This is a genomic window from Terriglobus saanensis SP1PR4 (assembly GCF_000179915.2).
GTDB lineage: Bacteria > Acidobacteriota > Terriglobia > Terriglobales > Acidobacteriaceae > Terriglobus > Terriglobus saanensis.
Map to the genome: position 1 here is coordinate 2,023,345 of NC_014963.1, position 23,976 is coordinate 2,047,320.

Sequence of the window (23,976 nt, forward strand, 5' to 3'; positions counted from 1 at the left end):
GAAGCTGGTAGCATTCCGCAGATATGGCAAGCGGGATCCTGGAAAACTTTCAGCAACTCACAGTAAAGCAGCGGAATGCCTTTGTCGCTTGTTTTCTTGGCTGGACACTGGATGCGTTTGATTTTTTTATCCTGACCTACTGCCTTTCCGCGATCGCCGCAGATTTTTCTGTTGGCATCAAAAAAGTGGCGGAGTGCCTCTTCTGGACCCTGGCGATGAGGCCGGTCGGAGCGCTCCTCTTTGGCGCCATGGCAGAGCGGTGGGGTAGAAAACCCACACTGATGCTCAATGTGATCAGTTTTGCCGTCTTTGAGCTGGCAAGTGCATTTGCGCCCACGCTCGGCTGGCTGATGGTCTGTCGCGGGCTATTCGGCATAGCGATGGGTGGAGAGTGGGGCGTGGGTGCAGCGCTGGCGTTTGAGACGCTTCCTCCAAAGGGGCGAGGATTCTTCAGCGGCCTGTTGCAAGAGGGGTACGTTTGCGGAAATCTTTTAGCTGCAGCGGTCTACTGGCTTGTCTTTCCGCATCTGCATAGCCATGGCATGTTGACGAACTGGCGGGTGATGTTCATGATCGGTGCGTTTCCGGCCGCGCTTGTCTTCTTCATCCGCATGGGTGTGGATGAGTCACCGGCATGGAAAGAAGGCAAGGCCGATCCGGTCAAGCCAAAGTTCCAATGGAGCCAGGTCGGAGCTTATCTACCGTCCTTTTTGTTCTTGGTCTTATTAATGACCGCATTCACGGCATTCAGCCATGGAAGTCAGGATCTCTACCCCACATTCCTGGAGAAGACCAAGGGATTTGCCGCTGCCGAGGTGGGAAAGATTGCGATTATCGCTAACCTGGGAGCGCTCTTCGGCGGGATTTGCGTAGGCACGCTCTCGGAGAAGTTAGGGCGGCGGAAGGCCATTGTTCTGGCCGCCCTGCTTGCCATCCCGATGATTCCGCTTTGGGCCTATACGCACTCCATGGGTGTCGTTATGATCGGTGGTTTTCTGATGCAGTTCATGGTGCAGGGTGCGTGGGGCGTCATTCCGGCGCATCTGAACGAGCTTTCGCCTTCTGCCGTACGCGCGACGTTTCCGGGACTGGCGTACCAGCTTGGGAACCTGATCACGTCTCGGAATGCTGTGTTTCAAGCGGCGCTCGCAGCGCGGTTTGGAGGGATGACGATTGTGATGGCGGGGACGGTGGTTGTGGTTGCGCTCATCGTGGCGGGGTTGGCTGCGGCAGGTCGAGAGCGGAAGGGCGAGGAGATGAAGCTGGCCTGACCTATGGGACGTTTGACCTGTGCCAATGCAGCATTTAACCTAAAGTAGTTATGAATTTTTATGCCGAAGTGATGGGTGCGACGAATGTGCGCTGTTGTTGCGTATGTTTGGGGTTCGCGCGTTCCTTCGAGCGTGTCTGGAATTGAAGACGCTCTGATCGAATTCAGATGTTGCGCATGCCCACGAACCAGATCCCGATCGTGGGCGTTGTTGTTTGTAGGGCATAGATTTTGGAAGGCAGGATAAGGGCGATGGCAGAGCAGGTTGCGGATGCGGTAGTAGCGAAAAAAGAGACAAAGGCGCAGAAGTCCGAGCGTCTGAAGCTGGAAAAGAACCCCTGGCAGGCGTGGGAGGAGGTTCGCCAGTTTGCACGCGAAGGGCGCGAGGCCGTCGTTCCCGATTGGGCCAATCTCTACTTTAAATGGTGGGGTATTTACACGCAGGGCGATGGCGCGGGTGCAACCGGCGGCGTAGGTGGAGAAGGTCTGGTTACTGAATACTTCATGATGCGCGTCGGGATTCCGAACGGCATTCTGACCAGCGAGCAAACTCGCGTGATTGCGCAGATCGCCAAGGACCACGGGCAGAATCTAGCCGATGTGACCACGCGACAGAACATCCAATTTCACTGGCTGACGATTGAGAGCCTGCCGCTGGTGGTGGATGCGCTCGAAAAGGTCGGCCTTTCGCCGAAGGGCGCCTGTGGCGATGTGGTTCGCAATGTAACCGGTTGCCCGCTGGCTGGGCATGATGCAGCGGAGCTTTTCGATGCTTCGCCAATTGCCAAGAAGGTGGCTGCGACGCTGACAGCGAACAACGATTTTGTGAACCTGCCGCGCAAGTTCAAGATCTGCATTACGGGCTGCCCGATCTGGTGCTCTTACCCGGAGATCAATGACATCGCGCTGACCGGTGTGGCGAATGCCGCTGGTGAGCTTGGTTTCGCAGTGCGTGTGGGCGGTGGTCTGTCGAAGGACCCGCATATCGCGGTGAAGTTGGATGCGTTCATTCGGCAGGAGCAGGCAGAAGAGGTTTGCATCAAGATCGTGGAGATCTTCCGCGAGCAGACGGTGCTGCGCGAAAGCCGCACGACTGCGCGCCTGAAGTTCCTCTTCCTGAAGCATGGCTGGACGGCCGAGAGCTTCCTCGCAGAGCTGGAGACGCGCATGGGCTTCAAGTTCGATCCCGCTCCTGCTGAGCATGTTCCCGGCGATCAGTATCGCGATCACACGGGCGTTCATCCGCAGAAGGAGAAGGGTCTGAACTATGTTGGCCTGACCGTTCTGCGCGGACGTATGACAGGCGATCAGCTCTACGCGTTGGCGGACCTGGCGGACAAATACGGCGCAGGCGATCTGCGCTGCACGATTCAGCAGAACATTATTCTGATGGGCGTGCCGAGCGAGAAGGTACACGACCTGATCGCGGAGATCAGCAAGCTGGAGTTGCACGTCGAGGGTTCGAGCTTCTGGCGCGGGACTGTAGCTTGCACAGGCACCGAGTTCTGCAAGCTCGCCATCACGGAGACCAAGGGTTTCGCGCGCTGGATCGTCGACGAGATGGAAGAGCGCATGCCCGAATTTACAGAGCAGCTGCGGATCAATGTTACGGGCTGCCCGAACAACTGTGGACAGAGCTGGATCTCTGATATCGGCCTTGAAGGCAAGAAGATCAAACAGGACGGCAAGCTGGTGGATGCGTACTACTTCCTTCTAGGCGGGGCTGTGGGCGACCACGCGGGCATCGCGCGTCCTGTGGGATATCGCGTTCCGGCTACAGAAGTTCCCGTGGCGATTGAGCGCCTGCTGACGACGTACATGAAGCAGCGCGTGAGCGATGAATCGTTGCGCGGCTATTTTGCCCGCTACAGCAACGAAGAGTTGCGTGGACAGCTTGCTGGCGAGATCGTGGCTCCAGTAGAGCGCGATTTACCTGCGGGACGCGTTCCGGGGAATGTAGGATGAGCCTCTTTCCTCTCTTCCTGAAGCTCACGGCGAGGCCTTGCCTCGTTGTGGGCGCAGGTGCGATTGCGGAAGGGAAGATCGCTGCATTGCTGGAGTCTGAGGCGACGGTGACGGTGGTTGCGCCACAGGCCGATCCCCGGGTAGAAGAGTGGGCTGCGAGCGGTGAGATCACTCTGCTGCGACGTGAGTATCAGACAAGCGACGTTGAGGGAATGTTCCTCGTCGTTGCGGGGACGAATGTGCCTCCGGTGAACCGCGCGGTGTACGCAGCGGCGACGGAGCGCGGCATCCTGTGCAACGCGGTGGACGATCCTCCTTACTGCGACTTCTACTTTCCCTCCATCGTGCGTCGAGGCGAGTTGCAGATCGCGATCTCGACGGCGGGTGAGAGTCCGGCGTTTGCGCAGCAGTTGCGCAAGGAGCTGAACGAACAGCTGCCGAAGGACCTTGGACCGTGGCTGATGGAACTCGGACGTCTGCGTCGAGAAGTGACTGCGGTGGAGCCGCTCGGCGAGCCGCGCAAGATGCTGCTGCATCAGCTGGCAAAGCGTGAGGTTTGCGGCGCGCAGGATTGCCCGACACGGATGATTGCGCGCGAGCATATGGCTTCGATCAAGAGGGTGTCGTGAACGGTAAGGTCTATCTCGTGGGTGCTGGTCCGGGCGATCCGGAGCTGCTGACGGTGCGTGCCCTTCGCCTTCTGGAGACGGCGGATGTGGTGCTGCATGACGATCTCGTGCCGGATGCGATTGTTGCCCTGGCAAGCAAGCGGGCGCTGGTGACGAGCGTAGGCAAGCGTTGTGGACGGCCACGGATCACACAAGCCGGGATTCATGCCCTGATGATCGATTCATCGCGGCGTGGTCTGATGGTGGTTCGATTGAAGTCCGGCGATCCGATGGTATTCGGTCGCGCGGCAGAAGAGCTGAATGCCCTGCGTGAGGCTGCGATTGAGGTCGAGGTAGTCCCCGGCGTTTCTGCCATGTTTGCGGCCGCTGCGGCGATGCAGGTTCCGATGACGGACCGGCGGACGGCTTCGAAGTTGATCCTGATTGCGGGACAGCATGCGGCGGACAAGAGTGCGCCACCTCCGCTTTGGAGTGGTACTTTGCCTGAGGATGCGACGCTGGCGATCTACATGCCTGGACGAGACTTTGCGGCGCTGGCGCGAGAGCTCCGTTCTGCAGGAGTGGCGGGGGATGTTGCGGTGGTGGCTGTGAGCAAGGCCGCAACACCGGAGCAGCGTGTGGACGGCGTACGGCTCTCCGAACTGGAAACGCTGCAGGCGGGTGCGGCACCACTGCTCGTGCTGGTGGGACGCGCCATGGATTGCGTTCTGGCTGGCCAGGGAGAACATCTGATTGAAGAACTCTCAGCCGCAGCCGAAGGGCTTCACGGCTGAGAGCGGTCTACGAGAGTTGGTGCTGTTGTGCGAACTTTTGTTGGCGCTCGATCATGTAAGCGGGCATTCTTTGCACGCTCTTCCTCAGAAGCTTTTTCCCGCGTTGCAGATGCGAAGCGACGGCGCGATGGGACTTGCTGCGTAGCCTTGCAATCTCCTCAATGGATTCGTCTCCAAAGAAGTGAAGCGTTAGGATCTGACGCGTCTCTTCGGGCAGTTTTGCGAGATGTTTCTTCACAAGTGCGACCTGCGCTCTCCGGATACTTACCTCTTCGGGATTTTCCCTGAGCAGGCTGGCTTCGACTTCTGCCAATGCTACGGATTCGGCCTCATCTTCCATGAAGAAAAGGTGCCTGTTACGCCGTTTGCGCAGTTCGTAAAAAGCGGCATTGGCGACAATGCGCGTGAGCCACGTCTTCATCGCCGCATCTTCGCGGAAGCGCTCGACGGCCTTCCACGCCGAGCAGAAAGCCGCGTGCAGAGTGTCTTCTGCGTCCGCTTCGTGATGCAGGATGGATGTGGCGACGCGAAGGAAGTAGGAGCGCTCCTTCATTGCTAAATCCGCGAGAGTACGGCGTCGTGCAACGAGTTCTTCCGGGCTGCAGGAAGCCTGAGGATTGGCTGAAATAGAGTCTTGCATGGGATGTCCTTTTCCCGACGGCTCATCGCCGTCTTACGCGCAGAGTTCTGCGAGTGCCAAAGACTTCGTCGCGATTGCGACGACGGGTCTGTCAGGCGAAGGAATGGACGGGAGGGGGGCGGAACATCAACGTGGGGAGCCAGAGGCTTGCGTCGCTGCGGGGATGCAGGCATTCGCACTCATGCAGGCGCGTTGCTACAACAGCAGTAGGAGCCGTGCTGAAAAGGAAGAAAAGGAAGAGTGTGGAAACAGCGATGGCGGGTGGAGTAGATCGCTTCGCTCGCTGTGCAATCTCCGAGAGGCTGGAATGTGCGGAGACTGCGCGGCTGCCCGTGCGCTGTGGAGCGTGATTGATCTGGGTGAATTTGCAGTTAAGACTGCCAGTGAAAAGTCCAACGAACAGCAGCACAGAGAAGAGTATCCACTGTGTCCGCGACCTGGGGTTCACTGGGTGCAAGGTCAGCCTCTCTTCTTATTTTAGACGTAAACCTTACGGTGAAGGGTTAGGCGCTACTTAGTAGGGCAGTTTAATGATGCTGCCTTCCCGAATGCCTTGACCGAAAGGGTACCGAATACGAAGAAAGCCCCGAAGGAAAGAGCGGAGAACCAAAGCCGCATCTGAACATCTGGGCGTGCGTAACATGAGGGTCCGTAGGAACGACAAACCAGGTGCCCAAAAAGCACAACTACGGTCCAGAAATGAAAGAATCGCGCAAATGGATCCGCCGAGCATCAGAACGATCCTTGAGGTCAGTTTGGCAAGCCGTACTCTCCCATTCAAGACCCTAAACTTAAATTCCTACTCAGGGCACTCCGAACTCCCTTCACTACTTTCCCGACGGTAGGAATCCATAAAGCAAATACTTCGCCCGAATCTGACGGTAGGCGAAAAGATCGTCTTCCCACATGGCGGCGATCTTCCGGGGATCGGTATCGGCCATGATGGCATCCTGAGTGGCTTGGTTGCCGCCGATTCTGCCGAGACGGTCCGTCTTGAAGGCGATGGGGAATTGGCTATGAATGACGGAAATAAGTTCGATGCCGAGCTCAGGAGCGTCGATGCGCGAGCGATCAGTGACGGTGATGTGGACGCCGTGGCAGAGTTTGCCTGCCCCTGGATAAGGGGCAGTGGGCGTGAAGCTGATGGGCTCAAACTGGACGCCGGAGATGTGACGTGCGTTCAATGCATCAGCGAGCTTTTGGGCGGCTTCATCGGTGGGAATTAAAGGAGAGCCGACGATGAGGAAGGGCGTGGGCGTGCCTCGACCGACGGAGAAGTTGGAGTACTGGAGAAGCTCCACACCGGGGTAGGTGGCGGAGGCTTCGACCGAGACGAGGTTAGGTGATGGACGTACCCAGGGAATGCCCGTGGCGTCGTACCAAAGGCCGCGTTGGTAGTTGGCCATTCTGACGACGGTGACGGGTACGTCGAGATGCTTTTCGCCGTTGATGAAGTTCGCCATCTCGCCGAAGGTCATGCCGTGCTGCACGGGTTCCACCATGTAGGCGGTGTAGGACTCTTTGCCCGGATCAAGCATGGGACCCGCGACCTGTACGGCAGAGGCGAGAGCGGGACGGTCGAGGATCACGATGTCGAGACGGTGGCCGAGCTTCTTCTCTTCGGCAGCAGCTTCGAGGAAATATCCCAGGACTGTCTTGTAGGTGTAGAAGCGGACGCCCGCGTCCTGCAGGTCGATGAGGACAGCGTCGAGGTCTTTGAGTTGCTCGTGTTTGGGGTGACGGTCCGCAGCCTTTTCGCCGTAGAGGGAGAAGATAGGCAGATGGCTGGCGGCATCTTTGGTGGAGCCGATGCCTTCCCGGTCTTCCATGCCGGAGATACCGTGTTCTGGAGAGAAGAGCATCGTCAGCTTGATCTTCGTCGGAGCCTGCGTCAGGAGAACGTCGATGTTGCGTTTGCCTGTAGCGTCGAGGCCGGTGCCGTTGGTGAGGAGGCCCATGTTGAGATGGTCGTCGTGTTCTTTAGCGAGCGCGATGAGTTGGGTGAAGCGACGGGATTCGAGCTCGTCGAGGCCGGTGGTAACGACGGGGCCGGTAGCGTGTGCTGGTTTTGGAGCCTGATCTCCGGTTGTACCGGCGATTTTCTTGAGAACTCCTCCGTCTTCCGAGGATGTCTCGGAATAGAGGCCGAGGGCTTTTGCTGCGGCGGTGGCGATGGCTCCACGCAGAGGTGTGATGGGCTGCGAGACGCGGGGATGGACGGCGTTGCTCAGCAGGACGTAGAAGGTGTCCGTGCGCGGATCCATCCAGAGCGTGGTGCCGGTGAAGCCGGTGTGGCCGAAGCTGCCGACAGGAAAGAGGCTGCCTCGTGGGCGGGAGAAGGGCGTGTCGATGTCCCAGCCGATGCCACGGAGGTTCCTGCTGCCGGTCGGCTGCGCTGGCTCGCACATGATGCGGAGGGTTTCGGTCTTGAGGGGAAAGTTGGAGGGGCGGCCTGCGAGGCGGTCGAGGAGAGCCTGCGTGTAGATCGCTATGTCGCCGGCGGTGGAGAAGATGCCGGCGTGTCCTGCGACTCCTCCCATGCGACGCGTGGTGGGATCGTGCACGGTGCCGCGCGTGATCTGGTTGAAGTGCGGGTTGGTCTGGGCGTTGCCTTCGTCGTCGTGCGTGGTGGGCGCGATGTTGGCAATGAGACCGCCGGGCCAGGGTTCACCGATGCACTTGGCGAGCGGGCCGTTGGGGTTGTAGACGACGGCTGCGCCGATCTTCGTGTTGCGTCCACAGACCTTGTCATAGGGCAGGTAGCGTGTGTGTGTCATGCCGAGCGGGCGATAGATGTGTTCGACAACGTACTCGTCTTCGCGCTGGCCGGAAAACTTTTCTACGAGAAGGCCCGCGACGATGTAGTTGATGTCGGAGTAGACGAATTTTCGGCCTGCTGGACCTGCGGGGACGGAGGTGAGGGCGAGGCGAATGCCCTCGGCGCGGTCGGGAGCGGCGAGGCCCCAGGGGTCTTTGAGCGGGACGTCTGGCGCAAGGCCGGAGTGATGCGTGAGGATCTGGCGGATCGTTATGGCCTCTTTGCCATTGACGGCAAAGTCGGGCAGATACTTGGCGACGGGATCGTCGAGCTGGAACTTGCCCCGTTCATAGAGCTGCATCATCGAGGTCGCGGTGGCGAGGCATTTCGTCAGAGAAGCCATGTCGAAGACGGTCTCTTCAGTCATAGGTTCTACGGTGGGTTCAGTCTGACGGTTTCCGTAGGCGCGATGGTAGGCGATATGACCATTGGTGCTAAGGATGAAGACTGCGCCGGGGAGTTTGTGTTCGGTGATCGCAGTGGTGAAGAGCGTGTCGATTTCGCTGAAATCATAGGACGCCGTCGGCTCTGATACGAACGCGTGCATTGTGCGGGATTGGAACGCGATGATGCCGAATGCAATCACGATGATCGCCTTTGATTTCGACTGTTTTGTGAACACGCTCACCAGTGAGCCAATGGCAAAGGTGACGATGGAGCCGATGAGGACGAACCAGGGATAAGCGACCTTGGGCAAAATGAAGCTGCCAAGTTGGACAGGAGCGGTCTGGAGCCAGAGGGCGAGATTGAGAGCGAATCCAAAGATCATGCCGACGATGGCTCCTGTTTGCGTTGCGTATTGCGTAAGTGTGCCGAGAAGGAAGACGCCGAGCAGCGAACCGTAGGCGACGGAGGCGATGGAGAGGCCGGTTTCCACGACGTGGCCCTTGCCTCCGACGAAGACGGAGTAGACGGCGATGCCGAAGAGGATGAGCGCCCACATGAAGGTGCTGGCGCGGGAGATCATCGTGCGCTGCTGCTCTGTCGCGTTGGGGTGGAGATGAAGATAGAAGTCCACGACCGTGGTGGAGGAGAGTGAGTTGAGCGCGGCGGAGAGATTGCTCATAGCGGCGGCCAGAATCGCTGCGACGAGAAGGCCTGCGATACCTGTGGGCATCTGCTGCACGATGAAGGTGGGAAAGATCTTGTCCGCGGTGGAGAAGGCCTGCGGATGCTGGCCGTAGAAGACGAAGAGGCCTGCGCCGATCAGCAGGAAGAGCGTGAACTGTACGAAGATGATCGCGCCGGAGGAGAGCAGGGCGAGGCGGGATTCGCGGAGGTTCTTCGCGGCGAGCAGGCGCTGCACCATGAGTTGATCGGTTCCGTGGGAGGCCATCGTGAGGAACGTTCCGCCGAGGATGCCTGCCCAGAAGGTATAGGTCCTGCTAAGCGACCAGGCAAAGTCGAAGATCTGGAACTTGCCTGCGGCTCCGGCGACGGCGTGGATGGTTGTCCATCCGCCCTGGACGTGGGTTCCAAGCGTGATGATGGCGACGATGGTGCCGAAGAGGTACAGGCCCATCTGTACGACGTCGGTCCAGATGACGGCAGCCATTCCGCCTTCGAAGGTATAAATCAGCGTGAGCGCGGAGATGATGCCGATGGAAAGAATGTCTCCTGCTCCGATGGCGAGCGAGACGACGATGGAGATGGCGAAGACACGGACACCTTCCGCTGCCGCGCGGACGATCAGGAAGAGGCCCGCAGTCACCTTGTGCAGCGTGCTGCCGAAGCGGCGGTCGATCAACTGGTAGGCCGTGAGGAGGTTTCCTTCAAAATAGCGCGGGAGGAAGACGATGCAGAGGACGATGCGTCCGAGCATGTATCCCATGGCGAGCTGGAGGAAACCGAAGTTGCCGCCGAAGGCGAGGCCTGGGATGCTGACGATAGTGAGAGTGCTGGTCTCCGCCGAGACGATGGAGAGCGCGATGGCCCACCACGGGGCGGATCTGTCGGCCAGGAAGTAGTTCTTCAGCGACTTGTCTGAACTACGGAAGCGCAGGCCGAAGAGCGTGATGCCAATGAGGTACAGCGCGACGAGCGCGAGATCGAAAGGATGAAGGCGGGCGGGGAGCATTGTGGATGAGTGTATAGGTTAGCGAGTTAGCGGGTCAGCAAGTCAGCTGATTCAGGGCGTTCTTCGACTTTGTCATCCCGTAGCGAAGCGCAGGGATCTGCTGTTACGGAAACTTGAGAACGCCGGATAGCTTTCGCGAATTCCTCAGACATCCGGTTTGTGCGCTCCGGGCGACCCCACCCTTTCGCGATGAAGCCGCGAAAGAATGGGGCACGGTGGGGTATTAGAGGAGTTGGCCGCGGAGGATGGTTTGGGTGCGGCGGCCGGAGGGGAGGTAGACATTGAAGTTTGCGGGAGCGCCTTCGATGAGGGCTTCGGGCAGACCCAGCATGCGGGCGGGGTTTGCGGTGGCCAGACGAATCGCCGTGGGGAGATCAGCACCGGTAAAGGTCTGCAGGTTGGCTACGGCCTGATCCAAAGAGAGCACGCTTCCGGCGAGAACGCCTTCCGCCGAAGTGCAGCGGCCGTCTTTGACCTGGACTTCGGTGCCGCCGAGTTTGTAGGTGCCATTGGGCATGCCCATGGCTTCCATCGCATCGGTGATGAGAATGGCCTGTTTGGGACCTTTTGCTTTGAGCCAGAGGCGAATCAGTTCAGGAGCAACGTGGATGCCGTCGCAGATGAGGTCGGCAAAGAGCTTGTCGTCGTCCAGAGCAACGCCGAGAATGCCCGGCTCGCGATGATTGAGAGCGCGCATGGCGTTGAAGGTGTGCGTCGCGTTGGTGGCTCCTGCGGCGATGCCCGCGAGAGCCTCGGACTTCACAGCGTTGGAGTGGCCGATGGAGATGCGGATCCCAAGTTCTTTGGCGTGTGCGATGGTGTCGAGCGCATTGGGGAGCTCCGGAGCGATCGTGATCAGACTGATGTGGCCGCGTGACGCGTCCCAGAACTTATTGAGCAGGTTCACCGTAGGAGGAATGATGAACTCGGTCGGGTGCATGCCTTTCTTGGCGTGCGAGACGAAGGGGCCTTCGAGGTGAATGCCGATGATCTTCGCCGCATCCCCTTCGGGCGTGCGTTCGATGCCCGTCGCAAGGGCATCTAGGGCATGGTACGTAGAGTCGAGCGAAGCCGTGACGGTGGTGGCGAGGTATTCCGTTACGCCTGTCTTCGCAAGGTGCGCGGAGACGGTGTGGAGGGCGGAGGGTGTGCCTTCCATGACGTCGTGCCCGGCTGCGCCGTGGATGTGGATGTCGAGGAGACCGGCGGTGAGGATGGCTTCGCCGAAGTCGTGCGTGACGCTGGAAGCTTCTGTACTTGCGCGGGAGGAGACCGCGGCGATGCGGTCTCCTTCGAGCGTGATCAGAGGATTATCGAGGACGCCTGTTGCGGTGATGAGTTGCTTTGCTGTGAGAGTTGTTGCCATGAGTTCAGTGAGCCGCCGTGACCGGGGGTGCCGGAATACCGAGTTCTGTTGCGGTGGGGATGGTCTGCGTGGCGGTCCACTGGCGCTGGGCGGAGCGGACCTTGTCGATACGCGAGAGCCAGAGCTGGGTGGTGAGATCGTAACGAGCTAGGTTGTTATGCAACCAGTAGGGGCGGTAGCTCTTGAGCCAGGCCTGTTCGTAGAGATCGCGCGTGAGAGAGTAGCCGTCGCGCAGGTCCTGCAGCTTGCCATTGACGCCGTTGATCGCGCCGAGAGAGCTTCCGACCAGGGAACGATCGGTCTTCACCTTGCTCGTCTGGTTCTTTGAAGCAAGAGCGTAGTAGTTGGCGATCTCGTCTGTGACCTGGAACTTCAGACCGATGAGGTCCATGCGACGAGCACCGAGTTCGAGAGCATCGAGGGCATCGGTCTCACGCAGGTTGGCGGTCATACGGGCCTGGCGGACGAGCACAATGGCGCGCTCTGCATGGAGGCGAAGCTCCGAAGTATAGGGACGAATGAGGTCTCCGAGGTGCTGACCGTCCGGCGACCAGGGATCGACCCAAAAGAGGAGGTCGGAGCCATCGGACTGCTTGAAGTTGTCCTTCAGAAGGGCGTGCGCAAGCATCATCTCCTTCTGGGCCTCGTCGATCTTGCCAGTGGCGTCACCGTGGAAGACTGCACCGTAGGCGGATTGGAACTGCGGAATGGGAGCCTCTCCCTGCTGCCAGGCGGCGGCGGCTCCATAGAGGATGCCGTACCAGTCGGAGTTGATGAGGCCTTCGCCATCGTCGTTCCAGATGGTGTTGAGCTGGCCGGTGCAGCCGCCCTGCTGACCTTCGGCGGTGAACTTCTGGATGTTGGCGAACATCATGTTGTTATTCGGGTAGACGCGCGACCAGTTGTTCACGCCCGGAGAGACCCAGCACTCGATGCCTGCGTCGATGTAGGGCTTGATCCAGGGAGCGAAGCCCTTGGGTTGCGGGTTGTACTCCCAACCGAGAGCGATCACAGAGTCCTTGAAGGTCTGCGGAAGCGCCTTGACGAGCGCTGGATCGTGCATGGCGATGTCGCCCCAGAAGAGTATCTTGCGGTTGAGCGGCTTGAGCTCCGCAACGATCTTCTGCATGTAGTCGAGGTAGACCGCGCCGAGACCGCGTGTATCGACGTCGGCCTTGGTCTGGCCACGGCCGAGTTCGTTGGTCTCATCCGCACCCACATGGAGATAGGGGCTGGGATAGATCTGCGAGAGTTCGATGAACATCTGCTTGGTGAGCTGGAGGGAACCGGGCTGGCCGGGAGCCATGACCTGTCCGTGCGGCGTTTCGGAGAGTGGCGAGTACTGCTCGTAGTTGAGCAGGTAGTGAACGTGGCCGAAGGCTTCCTGCTCGGGAATGACGGTGATGTGGTACTTCGCGGCGTAGGCGACGAGCTCGCGGGCGTCAGCGGCGGAGATGGAGCCTCCCGGCGGCGCTATGAGCGGCTGCGAGGCGTACTGCATGGTGTGTTCAAAGTAGGGCGAATAGACGTTGAGCTTGAAGGAAGCAAGGATACGAATCTGCTTCTTCTGGAAGTCGAGCGTCGGAACGGGGCCGCGCGAGAGATCGTCGTCGAGACCGCGAATCTTCAGGGTAGGCCAGTCGCGGATGGTCGCGGTGTGGAGCATCTTGTTCGCATCCACGAGCTGCTTGGCCGTCTGTGCACCATAGAAGACGCCGGAGGGTGTGCTGCCGATGACGGCGATGCCGTTTCCGGCGGGAAGGATCACGTATCCCTCGGCGTCCATGTCGGCGGTCCAGGTGATGTGGGCATTCGACATGGCGGATTTGGCCTCGGCGGAGTTCGTGCGCATAAGGGCGATCTGCGGCGCTGTGGTGGAGGCGACGGAGATACCACGCTCGAAGAGGGCCTTGCCCAGATCGTCGGCGGCGAAGGAGTCCTCTTTGTCGCACTGATTGCAGACGATGGAGACACCGTTAACGACGTTGATCGGAGCCGCATCGTGGACTTCGCGCGGCATTGGGATGAGCGCGAGTTGGGCCGAAAGGGCGAAGGGCGCGAGCACGCAGGCAGCGAAGGGAAGCAGGCGAAGCCGATGAAGATGCATACGGCAACGTTAACCGATGAATGCCTTGCATGGGAAATGATCTGGTAATCGGACGGAATGGGGCGGGCTTGGCTGTGTGCGACTGAATCAACGACATCGCCCTTCAGAGCAAATCCTTCGAGCGAATGGTCGACTTCTGCGTCCATCTGGTAAGGACAGGGTGATATGCATCGGTTGGACGAAACTGCAGGGAGATTCGGTCTGAACAAGGCGCTTCTCTTTATTGCGAGGATCGCGCTTGTTGTGAGTTCCGCGCTTCATGCCCAGGAAATCACAGGGACCTGGCAGGGAATTTTGCCCGATGCCGACAGTCCGCGGATTGTCCTCAAGATCGCGAAGAACGAGGATGGCTCTCTGCGCGGTGGTTACTCGCTGATCGATCGCGATAGCTCCAGCGTCCCTTTCTCTGCCGTCTCTTTTGCTTCCCCGAATCTGAATATTGTTTCGGACGTCGCCGACCTCAGCTATGAAGGAAAGTTAGCCCTGGACGGGAAGTCGATCACTGGAATCTGGACGCAGAAGAAGAAGCCCTTGCCGCTGACCTTTGTCCTGGCCACACCAGATACGCGCTGGAAGCGGGGAGGTTCTTCCGCCCTGCCACCCATGTCCGCAACCGCAGATCCTGCCTTTGAGGTGGCGACGATCAAGCCGAGCCCTCCGGACGCCAAACAACGGTCCTATGCAACACGCACGCGGCAGTTTCAGGCCAAGGCCACCACCGTATCCGATCTCATCCAGTTCGCATGGCAGGTGCGGCCTCGTCAGCTTGAAGGTGGCCCGCCCTGGATCGATGATCTGAAGTTCGATATCGCGGCGGAACCGGATGCCCCAGGCCAGCCCAGTCTGGACCAATACCGGCTGATGCTCCAAAAGTTACTCGTGGAACGATTCGGTCTCAAAATTCACAAGGTCGAGAGGATTTTTTCCGTTTATACGGTGACCATCGAGCGAAATCCTCCAAAGCTGACCAGAAGCGACCCCGATGAGAAGGGGCCTGGAAATATCTACGTTCACAAAGAGGACGACGGTGAATGGAGGCTTCAATTCGCTTCCATGACGATGCTGGAGTTCGACAATCTCCTGATGAATTTCATCAAGGATCGCCAGATTGTCGACGAAACCGGTTTGACCGGCCTCTTCAACTTTACGCTCCGGCTTCCTGCAGGTGCTCTGGGTGAGGGCTCCAATGTGGATGACAGCGCAGCTGCATTTATCCACGCTCTGGAGGCGCAACTCGGCTTGAAACTCAATCCGAAGAAAGCACCACTTGAGGTCCTTGTGGTGGATCACCTCGAAAAACCTTCTGCAAACTAGGTTGCTTGCGGTGCTACTCAAAGCAGGTCCCTTCGGCTGTGTTGCGGGGTGACAAAGTCGGATACCTGGGTTCTGCCGTCAAAGTCCGGAGCCGACGTACGCATGATTTAGATCTGGCATCTCTATGGCAAATGGCCTATAAATGGTAAGCCATTGGCAACGTTGCTATCCATGGCTATGATTCCGGGATGTCAGTATTTGAGTTCGTGCGAAAGGCCAAGGGCCTAAGTGTGAGCAGGAAATTAAGCGAGGCTCGAAGAAATGTTGCATAAGGACAGGCTTTTTCCCGCGGAAGGTGTGGCGCGGGACGTTGCTCGCAAGCTTTATCAAGTAGCGGAGAAGCTTCCCATCGTCAGTCCGCACGGGCACACGGATCCCAGTTGGTTTGCGGAAAATGAAGCATTTCCGAACCCGACCGCGCTGTTCATTCAGCCGGACCATTATGTGTTTCGGATGCTGTACTCGCAGGGTATTTCTTTGGAGTCCCTCGGAATCAGCGGACAACCGGCGGACCCGCGTGAGGTCTGGCGGATCTTTGCACGGAACTACTATCTCTTTCGCGGAACGCCCACACGGGCGTGGATCGACTATGAGTTCGAAAATCTTTTTGGTTTCACGGAACGGTTGAGCGAAAAGAATGCGGACGCGTTTTATGAAACGATCGATAAGAAGCTGAAAGAGCCAGGCTTTCGACCTCGCGCACTGTACGAGCAGTTCAATCTTGAAGTCCTGGCCACGACCGATGCGGCGACGGACACGCTGGAGCACCATGCGAAGATTCGCGCAAGTGGATGGAAGGGACGCATCGTTCCGACGTTCCGTCCGGACGGCGTCGTCGACGCGGAATTTGCCGGCTTCAAAGACAACATTGAGACGCTGGGGAAGCTGACCGGTGAGGATGTTTCAAGCTGGAAGGGGTATCTCGATGCTCTCAGAAAGCGACGAGCGTTCTTCAAGGAGATGGGCGCGACGGCGACGGACCACGGGCATCTGACGGCGCGGACGGCTGACTTGGGCGAAGCAAAAGCTGCCGAGCTGTATGGAAAGATCTACAAGGGCACCTTCGAGGCTGCGGACGTAGAGCTGTTCCAGGCGCAGATGCTGACGGAACTTGCGGGTATGAGTGTGGAGGATGGCTTGGTGATGCAGCTGCATCCGGGCTCTGTGCGGAACCACAACACCAAGGTCTACGAGAAGTTTGGGCGGGACAAGGGCGCGGACATTCCTTCGCCGACGGAGTATGTGCGTGCGCTGCGGCCGCTGCTTTCAAAGTATGGGAACGAGACGGGATTTACGTTGATCCTGTTCACGCTGGACGAGACGAGCTATTCGCGTGAACTGGCTCCGCTGGCTGGGCACTATCCCGCGTTGAAGCTTGGGCCGGCGTGGTGGTTCCATGACTCGCCTGAGGGCATGATGCGGTATCGCGAACAGGTGACGGAGACCGCCGGGTTCTACAACACCTGCGGCTTCAACGACGATACGCGTGCACTGCTTTCGATTCCGGCTCGCCACGATGTGGCGCGCCGCGTGGACTGCGCCTTCCTGGGACGTCTGGTCGCAGAGCATCGTCTGGACGAGGATGAGGCCTTCGAGTTGATCGAAGACCTGACGGTGAACCTGGCGCGAAAGGCATACAAACTGTGAGCGCGCCGATGATTGTGGTGTTGATGGGAGTATCGGGGTCGGGGAAATCCACGATCGGAACCCTGCTGGCGCAGCGCGAGGGCGCTGTGTTTGCCGATGGGGACGACTACCATCCGCTGGCCAACAAAGAGAAGATGAAGGCCGGGCAGCCGTTGAACGATGACGACCGCGAGCCCTGGTTGGAGCGCTTGAATGTGCTTCTGCGGGACTGGCTTGAGACGGGGAAGAGTGGAGTCCTGGCGTGTTCGGCTCTGAAGGAAAAGTACCGTGAGACGCTTTCGGCGCATATGCCTGCGGGTGCGGTACAGTTCGTGCTTCTCGAAGGCTCCAAGGAGCTAGTCGCGAGTCGGCTGGCTCTGCGAAACCACGAGTTCATGAACCCAGGGTTGCTGGAGAGTCAGTTCAAAACGCTGGAAGATCCAGACGACGCTTTGCATGTGAAAAATGACAGGACTCCGGATGAAGTAGTCACCGAAATTTTGACGAAGCTAACGAAGTAAGAGAGGAAGTTATGGGACACCCATTGTTTGATCTGAAGGGCCGCGTTGCGGTGGTGGTTGGTGGTACGAGCGGCATTGGTCTGGCGATGGCGGTTGGACTCGCGGAGGCTGGCGCGGATGTTGTTGCCAGTTCACGGCGCAAGGAGCAGGTGGATGCAGCAGCGGCGGCGATTGAGGCGAAGGGTGTTCGTTCTCTGCGTCTCGTTTCGGATGTTGGGGATCGGGCTTCGTTGCAGGCCCTCCTCGACGGGACGATTGCGGCCTTCGGTCGCGTGGACGTGCTGATCAACTGCGCCGGCAAGATCAAGCGTGAGCCAACATTGACGGTTTCGGAAGAGACCTGGGATGACATCTTCGATACGAATGTGACTGGGACCCTGCGTGCGTGCCAAATCTTCGGAAAGTACATGCTGGAGAAGGGTTCGGGGCGGATCATCAATATCGCTTCGCTGAATACCTTTGTTTCATTGAAGGAAGTGACAGCCTATGCGGCGAGCAAGGCGGCTGTGGGTGCGCTGACGAAGTCGCTTGCGGTGGAGTGGAGTTCGCTTGGCGTGACGGTGAATGCGATTGCTCCCGGTGTGTTTCGCACGGCCCTGAATGCGGAGTTGCTGGACAAGTCTCCACGTGGGCAGGAGTTGAAGATGCGTACGCCGATGGGGCGATTTGGGAAGACGGAAGAGCTGGTTGGGTCGGCTGTGTTTCTTGCGAGTGATGCTGCGGCGTTTATTACCGGGGAGATTCTGGTGGTGGATGGTGGTTTTCTGGCTAGTGGCGTTAATCAGTAGGTGCTATGCAATCAGTAGGTGCTATGCAGTAAGGATGGGGATCGGTTCTTTGCCGATCCCTTTTCATTTTGTGGTTCGTTACTTTGTCATCCCGTAGCAAAGCGAAGGGATCTGCTTTTTGCGGAGCGACCGCCAAAGCCAGCCTCAAAAGCTGTCAAGCCCCTGCAAAGAAAGAATACTTGCAAGCTGTTGAATTTAAAAGCAATACAGACCACCCAGTTTTGCCGATTTACCCTTTCCAAATCGCTACAATTAAAACAACAGGGGAAGATCCGCATTTGGATCTTCCCTGTTTTACGTAAACCCGTTTCGGGTTTGCTGAGAGATCTGGTTCGTGTGCTTCGCGCGACTGCACCCTTTCGCAAAGAGCGCGAAAGGTGAGACACGAGGTTGTTTATTTTGCGGAGGCGCGAGCTATGAGGACAGCTGTGTAGGCTGCGCCGAAGCCGTTGTCGATATTGACGACGGTGACGTTGGGGGAGCAAGAGTTCAGCATCCCCAGTAGGGCTGCCGCTCCGCCGAAGGATGCTCCATAGCCGACCGAAGTAGGGACGGCGATGACGGGAACGGCGACCAGGCCTCCTACAACCGACGGAAGCGCGCCTTCCATGCCGGCGCAGACAATGACAACGTCTGCAGAGCGGAGGCGGTCCTGGGCTGCGAGGATGCGGTGGAGACCTGCGACGCCTACATCGGTGATGCGGTCTACCTGCGCTCCGAAGAGTTCTGCTGTGACGGCGGCTTCTTCCGCGACGGGGAGATCGCTGGTACCCGCGCAGACGACGGCGATTTTGCCAGTGGTTGGTGTGGGAGATTGCAGCAGCGTCAGGGTACGTGCCAACTCGTTGTACGTCGCGGAAGGAATGGCTGCGGCGTGCTCCGCCGTCGCGCGGGTGGCGAGCACGTTGGCGCCCGAGGCGGCGAGCCGGGCGAAGATGTCCGCGGTCTGCGCGGGCGTTTTTCCGGCGGCGAAGATGACCTCGGGCATGCCGATGCGCAGGGTGCGGTGGTGGTCGATGGTGGCGGTGGCGGTCTCTTCGAACGGAAGGCGCGAGAGGGTCTCTGTAGCTGACTCGATGGAGAGTTGTCCGGACTGTACCTGGGCGAGGAGTTGCAGGAGGGTGTTGCGATTCATTTGAAAGTATTCTTCCCGTTTAGGTAGAGGCGATGCAGTCGATGACAATGCCGTAGTCGCCCGTAGGGAGGGCTGCGGGCTGGGTGGTGTTGCGCGCGGGGAAGATGGGTCCCCAGTTGCGCGTTTTATAAACGGCGTTCATGCGATCGAAGTCTTTGATGTCTTCGAGGTAGACCTCCATCTTGAGGACCTTCGCGAGTGAGGAACCGGCTGCGGTGAGGTTCTTCTCCAGCTCGTCGAGGACCCACTTGGTCTCCTCTTCGATGGTGCCTTTGACTCGGCAGCCGATGCCGGAGACAAAGAGCAGATTGCCGAAGCCGACGACGGGCGTAAAGGGGAAAGGACCGGGTTTGCCGGAGGCTGCGCGCTTCTGCGCTGTCTGCGCCTGCGCCGGAAGCTCGGAGGCGAGGAGGGTTGCGCCAGCGGCTGCGGAGGCTGCGTTCTTGAGAAGATTTCTGCGAGTTCGTTGCATGGAAGAAACTCCTGCGAGGTAATGAGGAACCTGTCCACTGTACCGAATGCAGAAGCAGATTACTTTGCGGCGGCGATGGCGGATGCCGGCAGAAGGTCGTTCATGGAGCCGGAACGGTAGCCGTCGGCGTCGATGGAGACGAACTGGAAGCCTGCAGCGTGCACGGCGGCAGAGATGGCTTTGACCGTTTCTATGTTGAAGGCGCGGGGCAGGTCTTCGATGGCGATTTCGATGCGGGCGAGATCGTCGTGGGCGCGGACGCGGACCTGTTGGAAGCCGAGTTGGTAGAGGGCTTCTTCGCTCTGCTCGATCCTGGTGAGGGTCTCGCGGGTGACGGGCTGACCGTACTGGATGCGCGAGGAGAGGCAGGCGGAGGCAGGCTTGTCCCAGAGACGAAGACCGGCTGCATGGGCAAGGCGCCGAATGGTGCCCTTGTCGAGCTGAGCGTCGGCTAGGGGAGCGAGCGCGGCGTGATTCGCTGCGGCGCGCTGACCGGGGCGGAAGTCTCCGCTGTCGTCGAGGTTACGACCGTAGGCGATGGCTTTGAACGAGGAGGTCTCGAGTTCGCGCTGCATGACGGTGAAGAGTTCGTCTTTGCAATGGAAGCAGCGGGTTGCGTCGTTCTGGACGTAAGCCGGGTTCTCCATCTCAGAGGTTTCGAGGATGCGAAGAGGGATATCGTGTTCTGCGGCGAAGGCCACAGCGTCGGCGAGGTGTGTGCGCGGGAGTGAGGGAGAGTCCGCGATGACGGCGAGCATTTTCTCGCCAAGGGCTTGATGGGCGGCCCAGGCGAGGTAGGCGGAGTCGATGCCGCCGGAGTAGGCGACGAGGAGGCCTTCCTGCTGCTTCAGGAGGGAGAAGAGGGTTTGTTGTTTTTCCAGATCGCCGGGTTGGAGAGGAGATTCCATGGGATATAGAAATCGTAACTCAGTAGGGAGCGATTTCTTTAGGATCTGGTTTGTGCGCTCTGCGCAACCCCACCCTTTCGCAAGAAGCGCGAAAGAATGGGGCATAGGGTCGGGCTAGCGGCCTAGCCAACCGCCATCGACGTTGAAGACGGTGCCGGTGACGTAGTCGCTGGCGGAGGAGGTCAGGAAGACTGCGGCTCCGGCCAGGTCGGAGGGTTTGCCCCAGCGGGCAGCGGGGATGCGTTCGAGGATCTGGCGATTGCGCGTCTCGTCCGCCTGCAGCGCTTCCGTGTTGGTGGTGGCGAAGTAGCCGGGGGCGATGGCGTTTACCTGGATGTTTTTGACGGCCCACTCGTTGGCGAGCGCCTTGGTGAGTTGGGCTACGCCGCCTTTGGAGGCTGCATAGGCGGGCACGCGGATGCCTCCCTGGAAGGAAAGAAGAGAGGCGATGTTGAGGATCTTGCCGGGGGCGTTGCGAGCAATCATGTCACGGGCGGCGAGCTGCGAGAGCTGGAAGACGCTGGTCAGATTGACCTGAAGCACGGTCATCCAGTCGTCGAGCGGAAAGTCTTCGGCGGCGTGGCGCAGAATGGTTCCGGCGTTGTTGACGAGGATGTCGATCTGGCCGAAGGCCTTGATGGTCTGGGCGATGAGGTGCTGCGGGCCTTCGGTGGAAGAAAGATCGGCAGAGAAAGCTGCGGACTTTGACCCGGCAGCAGAGATGGCTGCGGCGGTCTCCGTGGCGGGTCGGCGGTTGCCGTGGCAGGCCACGGAGGCTCCCGCTTGCGCAAGGGCCGTGGCGATGGCTGCGCCGAGGCCGGAGGCGGATCCTGTGACGAGGGCAACTTTGCCGTCGAGGCGGAAGGTATCTAGGACGTTTGTCATTCTGCTGCTAACGATACTGCCCATGGAGATGGCGGGCAAATGCGTGTTTCGCTTGACCATGTTTTCCGTGCTCCCGTATGTTGAACGGTGGAATTGCGCATTTCTTTTTTGCGCCAAAGGAATCCTGATATGACGAAGTTTTTTGCTCGACTGGCACTGGTGGCATCGGTATCGGCTGGATCTCTGGCGGCGCAGACAGCGCTGCCTCCAGTAACGAATGACACGGTAGATCGCAGAACCTCTGCGGAGATTGAAAAACAGGCTGCGGAGTTGTTGAAGATCGCTAAAGAGAAGCCGGACGGCATGGGTGGTGTGACGTTGGAGCGTTATCCCGGACATCTGACGATGCTTACGGTGCGGACGAAGTCCGGCGGCGGTGAGATGCACAAGCATTTCAACGACTTTTTTATCGTCATCTCGGGCGAAGCCAATGTGCTGACGGGCGGAACCATCCCCGACGCCAAGGAAGGCGCGAACGGCGAGGTACGCGGGAGCAGCGTTGTGGGCGGCGTGGACCACTTGATCCGCAAGGGCGATGTGCTGCACATCTCTCCAGGCATCAACCACCAGACAACAGTCAAGCCGGGAACGGTATTTACGTACTACGTGATCAAGGTTGAGGAGCCTAAGAGCTAATGTTCGACTTAAAAAGTTTGGCTATAACGACTCCCTTGGCGTTCGCGCTCTGCCTGGGGGCGCAGACGGCAACTCCGGAGCGCCCGAAGCAACAGATCCTCAACAAGGCAGCGGGGGATACCAGCGACAACCCTGGAAAGGTCGACACTTCACTGTCGTCGAAGATCGCGCATAAGGATGTACGTATGGCGATGAAGAAGGTCGCGGACTGGGAACTCGGCCACTCTGAGGCGATCTTTACGCAGGACTGGACGTATGCGCCTTTGTATAGCGGTTTGCTGGCGACTTCTGCCACGATCGGCGATGCGAAGTATCACGATGCGGTTTTGAGGTATGCCGAGAAGGTGGACTGGCAGCTTCTGTCAGGGCGTTATGATCACGCGGACGATGAGGCCATCGGGCAGAGCTACGAAGTTCTCTATCTGGAGAGGAAGGACCCGAAGCGGATTGCGGCCCTGAAGGAGAATCTCGACAAGGTGATGGCGCGGGAGCGCGATCCTAAAAAAGACCTGTGGTGGTGGTGCGATGCGCTGTACATGGCGCCGTCGACGTTTGTCACGATGGCGAAGATCACGGGTGACCGCAAGTACATCGACTTCGTGGACAAGGAATGGGACCTGACGACGGAGCACCTGTATGTTCCGGCAGACAAACTTTACTTCCGCGATGCGACGTTTCTGCAGAAGACCGAGGCGAACGGACAGAAGCTCTTCTGGAGCCGTGGTAACGGATGGGTTTTGGCTGGGCTGGTACGGACTTTGACGGTAATGCCGAAGGATTATCCACAGCGGGCGAAGTATGTTGCGCTGTACAAAGAGATGGCGGAGCGCATCGCCGGTTTGCAGCAGCCCAGTGGTCTGTGGCGCACAGGGTTGCTCGATCAGACCGCGTATAAGGAAGATGAGATCTCCGGTTCGGCGTTCTTTACATACGCGATGGCCTGGGGCATCAACAATGGCGTGCTGGATGCCAGCAAGTATCGTCCTGTGGTGGAGAAGAGTTGGACGGCTATGCTGGGACATGTGTTCGAGGATGGCAGGCTGGGATCCATTCAGCCGATCGGAGCTGCTCCGGGGACCTTTGGGCCGGGTTCAAGCTATGTTTATGGTGTGGGCGCGTTTCTGCTCGCGGGATCTGAAATCGACAAGATGGCTGGCATGAAGGGAATGAAGAAATGAAGCTTTACCAGATGGCGGATGCGGTACGTTACCCGCGTATGACGACAGCGGAGTTGCGTGAGACGTTTCTGCTGGAAGAGCTGTTTCGGCCGGGTGCGATTGACCTGGCGTATGTGGATCTGGATCGCACGGTGATTGGCTCGGCGGTTCCAACTATTTCTCCACTGACGCTGGAGACGACGAGCGAGCTGCGGGCAGAGTATTTCTGTGAGCGGCGCGAACTGGGCGTGTTGAACGTTGGTGGCAAGGGAAGTGTCGTGGTCGACGGCAAGACCTTTGCCTTGGACAAGCTGGATTGCCTGTACGTTGCGCGTGGCAGTAAGGAAGTCACCTTCGCGAGTGAGAGCGAGGGCGCTCCGGCTGCGTTTTACCTTCTGAGCTACCCCGCGCATGCGGTGCATCCGACGGCGATGGTGAAGTTCGCCGATCTGGAGCCGGTCAAGCTGGGTGCGATTGAAACCTGCAACAAGCGCTCGATCTACAAAGCGATCCACGCAGGAGGTCTCAAGAGCTGCCAGCTCGTGATGGGGTTCACGCTCCTTGAGGCAGGAAGCAACTGGAACACCATGCCTCCGCATGTGCATATGAGGCGTTCTGAGGTGTATCTCTACTTCGACGTGGATGCCGCGCATCGCGTGATGCACATGATGGGGCCGAAGGACGAGACGCGGCATCTGGTGATCGCCGATAAGCAGGTGGCGGTAAGTCCGGGTTGGTCGATCCATGCGGGTGTGGGCACGAGCAACTATGCGTTCTGTTGGGGCATGGGTGGCGAAAACCAGGACTACAGCGATATGGATGGGATTGCGATCGCCGATCTGAAGTAAGACGTATGTCCGCAGACTGCGGAGACCCGGTTCGCCTACAC

The 23,976-nt window shown here is 59.0% G+C and carries 19 protein-coding genes; 11 read left to right on the forward strand and 8 right to left on the reverse strand.

The window, feature by feature from the left end:
- Window positions 1–23 precede the first annotated feature (23 nt).
- From ACIPR4_RS08325 to cobA, 4 genes are all read left to right on the forward strand, one after another.
- The gene (locus ACIPR4_RS08325; RefSeq protein ID WP_013568215.1) at window positions 24–1,271 is read left to right on the forward strand and encodes an MFS transporter; all 1,248 of its coding nucleotides are present in this window, start codon (window positions 24–26) and stop codon (window positions 1,269–1,271) included.
- A 251-nt stretch (window positions 1,272–1,522) separates the two neighbouring features.
- On the forward strand, window positions 1,523–3,235 hold the full coding sequence (locus tag ACIPR4_RS08330; protein ID WP_013568216.1) for a nitrite/sulfite reductase: 1,713 nt from the start codon (window positions 1,523–1,525) through the stop codon (window positions 3,233–3,235).
- Window positions 3,232–3,864, forward strand: a complete 633-nt coding sequence (locus ACIPR4_RS08335; protein ID WP_013568217.1) for a precorrin-2 dehydrogenase/sirohydrochlorin ferrochelatase family protein — start codon at window positions 3,232–3,234, stop codon at window positions 3,862–3,864. The genes ACIPR4_RS08330 and ACIPR4_RS08335 overlap by 4 nt, the downstream gene beginning before the upstream one ends.
- Entirely contained in the window at window positions 3,861–4,637 is a 777-nt protein-coding gene (gene cobA, locus ACIPR4_RS08340; protein WP_013568218.1) for a uroporphyrinogen-III C-methyltransferase, read from the forward strand. The genes ACIPR4_RS08335 and cobA overlap by 4 nt, the downstream gene beginning before the upstream one ends.
- A 7-nt stretch (window positions 4,638–4,644) precedes the next feature.
- On the opposite strand, the gene ACIPR4_RS08345 is transcribed toward cobA, so the two are convergent.
- From ACIPR4_RS08345 to ACIPR4_RS08365, 4 genes are all read right to left on the reverse strand, one after another.
- Window positions 4,645–5,277 carry an RNA polymerase sigma factor gene (locus ACIPR4_RS08345; RefSeq protein WP_013568219.1) on the reverse strand — a complete coding sequence of 211 codons (633 nt, stop codon included), beginning with the start codon at window positions 5,275–5,277 and terminating at the stop codon, window positions 4,645–4,647.
- A gap of 827 nt (window positions 5,278–6,104) precedes the next feature.
- On the reverse strand, window positions 6,105–10,172 hold the full coding sequence (locus ACIPR4_RS08355; protein WP_013568221.1) for a sodium:solute symporter family transporter: 4,068 nt from the start codon (window positions 10,170–10,172) through the stop codon (window positions 6,105–6,107).
- 223 nt (window positions 10,173–10,395) lie between these two features.
- Window positions 10,396–11,538: an N-acetylglucosamine-6-phosphate deacetylase gene (gene nagA / locus ACIPR4_RS08360; protein WP_013568222.1), complete on the reverse strand. Its 1,143-nt coding sequence runs from the start codon at window positions 11,536–11,538 to the stop codon at window positions 10,396–10,398.
- Window positions 11,539–11,542: 4 nt separating this feature from the next.
- A complete protein-coding gene (locus tag ACIPR4_RS08365; RefSeq protein WP_013568223.1) occupies window positions 11,543–13,645 on the reverse strand; it encodes a beta-N-acetylhexosaminidase in 2,103 nt (700 codons plus the stop codon).
- Window positions 13,646–13,810: 165 nt separating this feature from the next.
- On the opposite strand from ACIPR4_RS08365, the gene ACIPR4_RS08370 reads away from it, so the two are divergent.
- The 4 genes from ACIPR4_RS08370 (at window position 13,811) to ACIPR4_RS08385 (ending at window position 17,894) form a co-directional block, all read left to right on the forward strand.
- Window positions 13,811–14,959, forward strand: coding sequence for a TIGR03435 family protein (locus ACIPR4_RS08370; protein WP_013568224.1), 1,149 nt, complete (start codon window positions 13,811–13,813; stop codon window positions 14,957–14,959).
- Window positions 14,960–15,220: 261 nt separating this feature from the next.
- The gene (uxaC, locus tag ACIPR4_RS08375; protein ID WP_013568225.1) at window positions 15,221–16,606 is read left to right on the forward strand and encodes a glucuronate isomerase; all 1,386 of its coding nucleotides are present in this window, start codon (window positions 15,221–15,223) and stop codon (window positions 16,604–16,606) included.
- On the forward strand, window positions 16,603–17,106 hold the full coding sequence (locus tag ACIPR4_RS08380) for a gluconokinase (protein WP_245536493.1): 504 nt from the start codon (window positions 16,603–16,605) through the stop codon (window positions 17,104–17,106). Before uxaC ends, ACIPR4_RS08380 begins: the two co-directional genes overlap by 4 nt.
- Window positions 17,107–17,117: 11 nt before the next feature.
- Entirely contained in the window at window positions 17,118–17,894 is a 777-nt protein-coding gene (locus ACIPR4_RS08385) for an SDR family NAD(P)-dependent oxidoreductase (RefSeq protein ID WP_013568227.1), read from the forward strand.
- A 394-nt stretch (window positions 17,895–18,288) separates the two neighbouring features.
- On the opposite strand, the gene larB is transcribed toward ACIPR4_RS08385, so the two are convergent.
- The 4 genes from larB to kduD form a co-directional block, all read right to left on the reverse strand.
- Entirely contained in the window at window positions 18,289–19,029 is a 741-nt protein-coding gene (gene larB / locus ACIPR4_RS08390) for a nickel pincer cofactor biosynthesis protein LarB (protein ID WP_013568228.1), read from the reverse strand.
- 19 nt (window positions 19,030–19,048) lie between these two features.
- Complete coding sequence (locus ACIPR4_RS08395; RefSeq protein ID WP_013568229.1) at window positions 19,049–19,501, reverse strand: RidA family protein; 453 nt, start codon at window positions 19,499–19,501, stop codon at window positions 19,049–19,051.
- 59 nt (window positions 19,502–19,560) lie between these two features.
- Window positions 19,561–20,409, reverse strand: a complete 849-nt coding sequence (gene larE / locus ACIPR4_RS08400; protein WP_041585999.1) for an ATP-dependent sacrificial sulfur transferase LarE — start codon at window positions 20,407–20,409, stop codon at window positions 19,561–19,563.
- A gap of 114 nt (window positions 20,410–20,523) precedes the next feature.
- Window positions 20,524–21,294, reverse strand: a complete 771-nt coding sequence (gene kduD, locus ACIPR4_RS08405) for a 2-dehydro-3-deoxy-D-gluconate 5-dehydrogenase KduD (protein WP_041586562.1) — start codon at window positions 21,292–21,294, stop codon at window positions 20,524–20,526.
- Window positions 21,295–21,423: 129 nt separating this feature from the next.
- On the opposite strand from kduD, the gene ACIPR4_RS08410 reads away from it, so the two are divergent.
- From ACIPR4_RS08410 to kduI, 3 genes are read left to right on the forward strand one after another with little or no spacing between them, the layout of a single operon-like run.
- Window positions 21,424–21,930, forward strand: coding sequence for a cupin domain-containing protein (locus ACIPR4_RS08410; RefSeq protein WP_013568232.1), 507 nt, complete (start codon window positions 21,424–21,426; stop codon window positions 21,928–21,930).
- Window positions 21,930–23,108, forward strand: coding sequence for a glycoside hydrolase family 88/105 protein (locus ACIPR4_RS08415; RefSeq protein WP_013568233.1), 1,179 nt, complete (start codon window positions 21,930–21,932; stop codon window positions 23,106–23,108). The genes ACIPR4_RS08410 and ACIPR4_RS08415 overlap by 1 nt, the downstream gene beginning before the upstream one ends.
- The gene (gene kduI, locus ACIPR4_RS08420) at window positions 23,105–23,935 is read left to right on the forward strand and encodes a 5-dehydro-4-deoxy-D-glucuronate isomerase (RefSeq protein ID WP_013568234.1); all 831 of its coding nucleotides are present in this window, start codon (window positions 23,105–23,107) and stop codon (window positions 23,933–23,935) included. The genes ACIPR4_RS08415 and kduI overlap by 4 nt, the downstream gene beginning before the upstream one ends.
- Window positions 23,936–23,976: the final 41 nt, after the last annotated feature.

Excerpts from the sequence above, each read along its gene's own strand:
- ACIPR4_RS08325 (WP_013568215.1), top strand. The coding sequence starts at position 24 with ATGGCAAGCGGGATCCTGGAAAACTTTCAGCAACTCACAGTAAAGCAG.
- ACIPR4_RS08330 (WP_013568216.1), top strand. The coding sequence starts at position 1,523 with ATGGCAGAGCAGGTTGCGGATGCGGTAGTAGCGAAAAAAGAGACAAAG.
- ACIPR4_RS08335 (WP_013568217.1), top strand. The coding sequence starts at position 3,232 with ATGAGCCTCTTTCCTCTCTTCCTGAAGCTCACGGCGAGGCCTTGCCTC.
- ACIPR4_RS08345 (WP_013568219.1), bottom strand. The coding sequence starts at position 5,277 with ATGCAAGACTCTATTTCAGCCAATCCTCAGGCTTCCTGCAGCCCGGAA.
- ACIPR4_RS08355 (WP_013568221.1), bottom strand. The coding sequence starts at position 10,172 with ATGCTCCCCGCCCGCCTTCATCCTTTCGATCTCGCGCTCGTCGCGCTG.
- nagA (WP_013568222.1), bottom strand. The coding sequence starts at position 11,538 with ATGGCAACAACTCTCACAGCAAAGCAACTCATCACCGCAACAGGCGTC.
- ACIPR4_RS08365 (WP_013568223.1), bottom strand. The coding sequence starts at position 13,645 with ATGCATCTTCATCGGCTTCGCCTGCTTCCCTTCGCTGCCTGCGTGCTC.
- ACIPR4_RS08370 (WP_013568224.1), top strand. The coding sequence starts at position 13,811 with ATGCATCGGTTGGACGAAACTGCAGGGAGATTCGGTCTGAACAAGGCG.
- uxaC (WP_013568225.1), top strand. The coding sequence starts at position 15,221 with ATGTTGCATAAGGACAGGCTTTTTCCCGCGGAAGGTGTGGCGCGGGAC.
- ACIPR4_RS08385 (WP_013568227.1), top strand. The coding sequence starts at position 17,118 with ATGGGACACCCATTGTTTGATCTGAAGGGCCGCGTTGCGGTGGTGGTT.
- larB (WP_013568228.1), bottom strand. The coding sequence starts at position 19,029 with ATGAATCGCAACACCCTCCTGCAACTCCTCGCCCAGGTACAGTCCGGA.
- ACIPR4_RS08395 (WP_013568229.1), bottom strand. The coding sequence starts at position 19,501 with ATGCAACGAACTCGCAGAAATCTTCTCAAGAACGCAGCCTCCGCAGCC.
- larE (WP_041585999.1), bottom strand. The coding sequence starts at position 20,409 with ATGGAATCTCCTCTCCAACCCGGCGATCTGGAAAAACAACAAACCCTC.
- kduD (WP_041586562.1), bottom strand. The coding sequence starts at position 21,294 with ATGACAAACGTCCTAGATACCTTCCGCCTCGACGGCAAAGTTGCCCTC.
- ACIPR4_RS08410 (WP_013568232.1), top strand. The coding sequence starts at position 21,424 with ATGACGAAGTTTTTTGCTCGACTGGCACTGGTGGCATCGGTATCGGCT.
- ACIPR4_RS08415 (WP_013568233.1), top strand. The coding sequence starts at position 21,930 with ATGTTCGACTTAAAAAGTTTGGCTATAACGACTCCCTTGGCGTTCGCG.
- kduI (WP_013568234.1), top strand. The coding sequence starts at position 23,105 with ATGAAGCTTTACCAGATGGCGGATGCGGTACGTTACCCGCGTATGACG.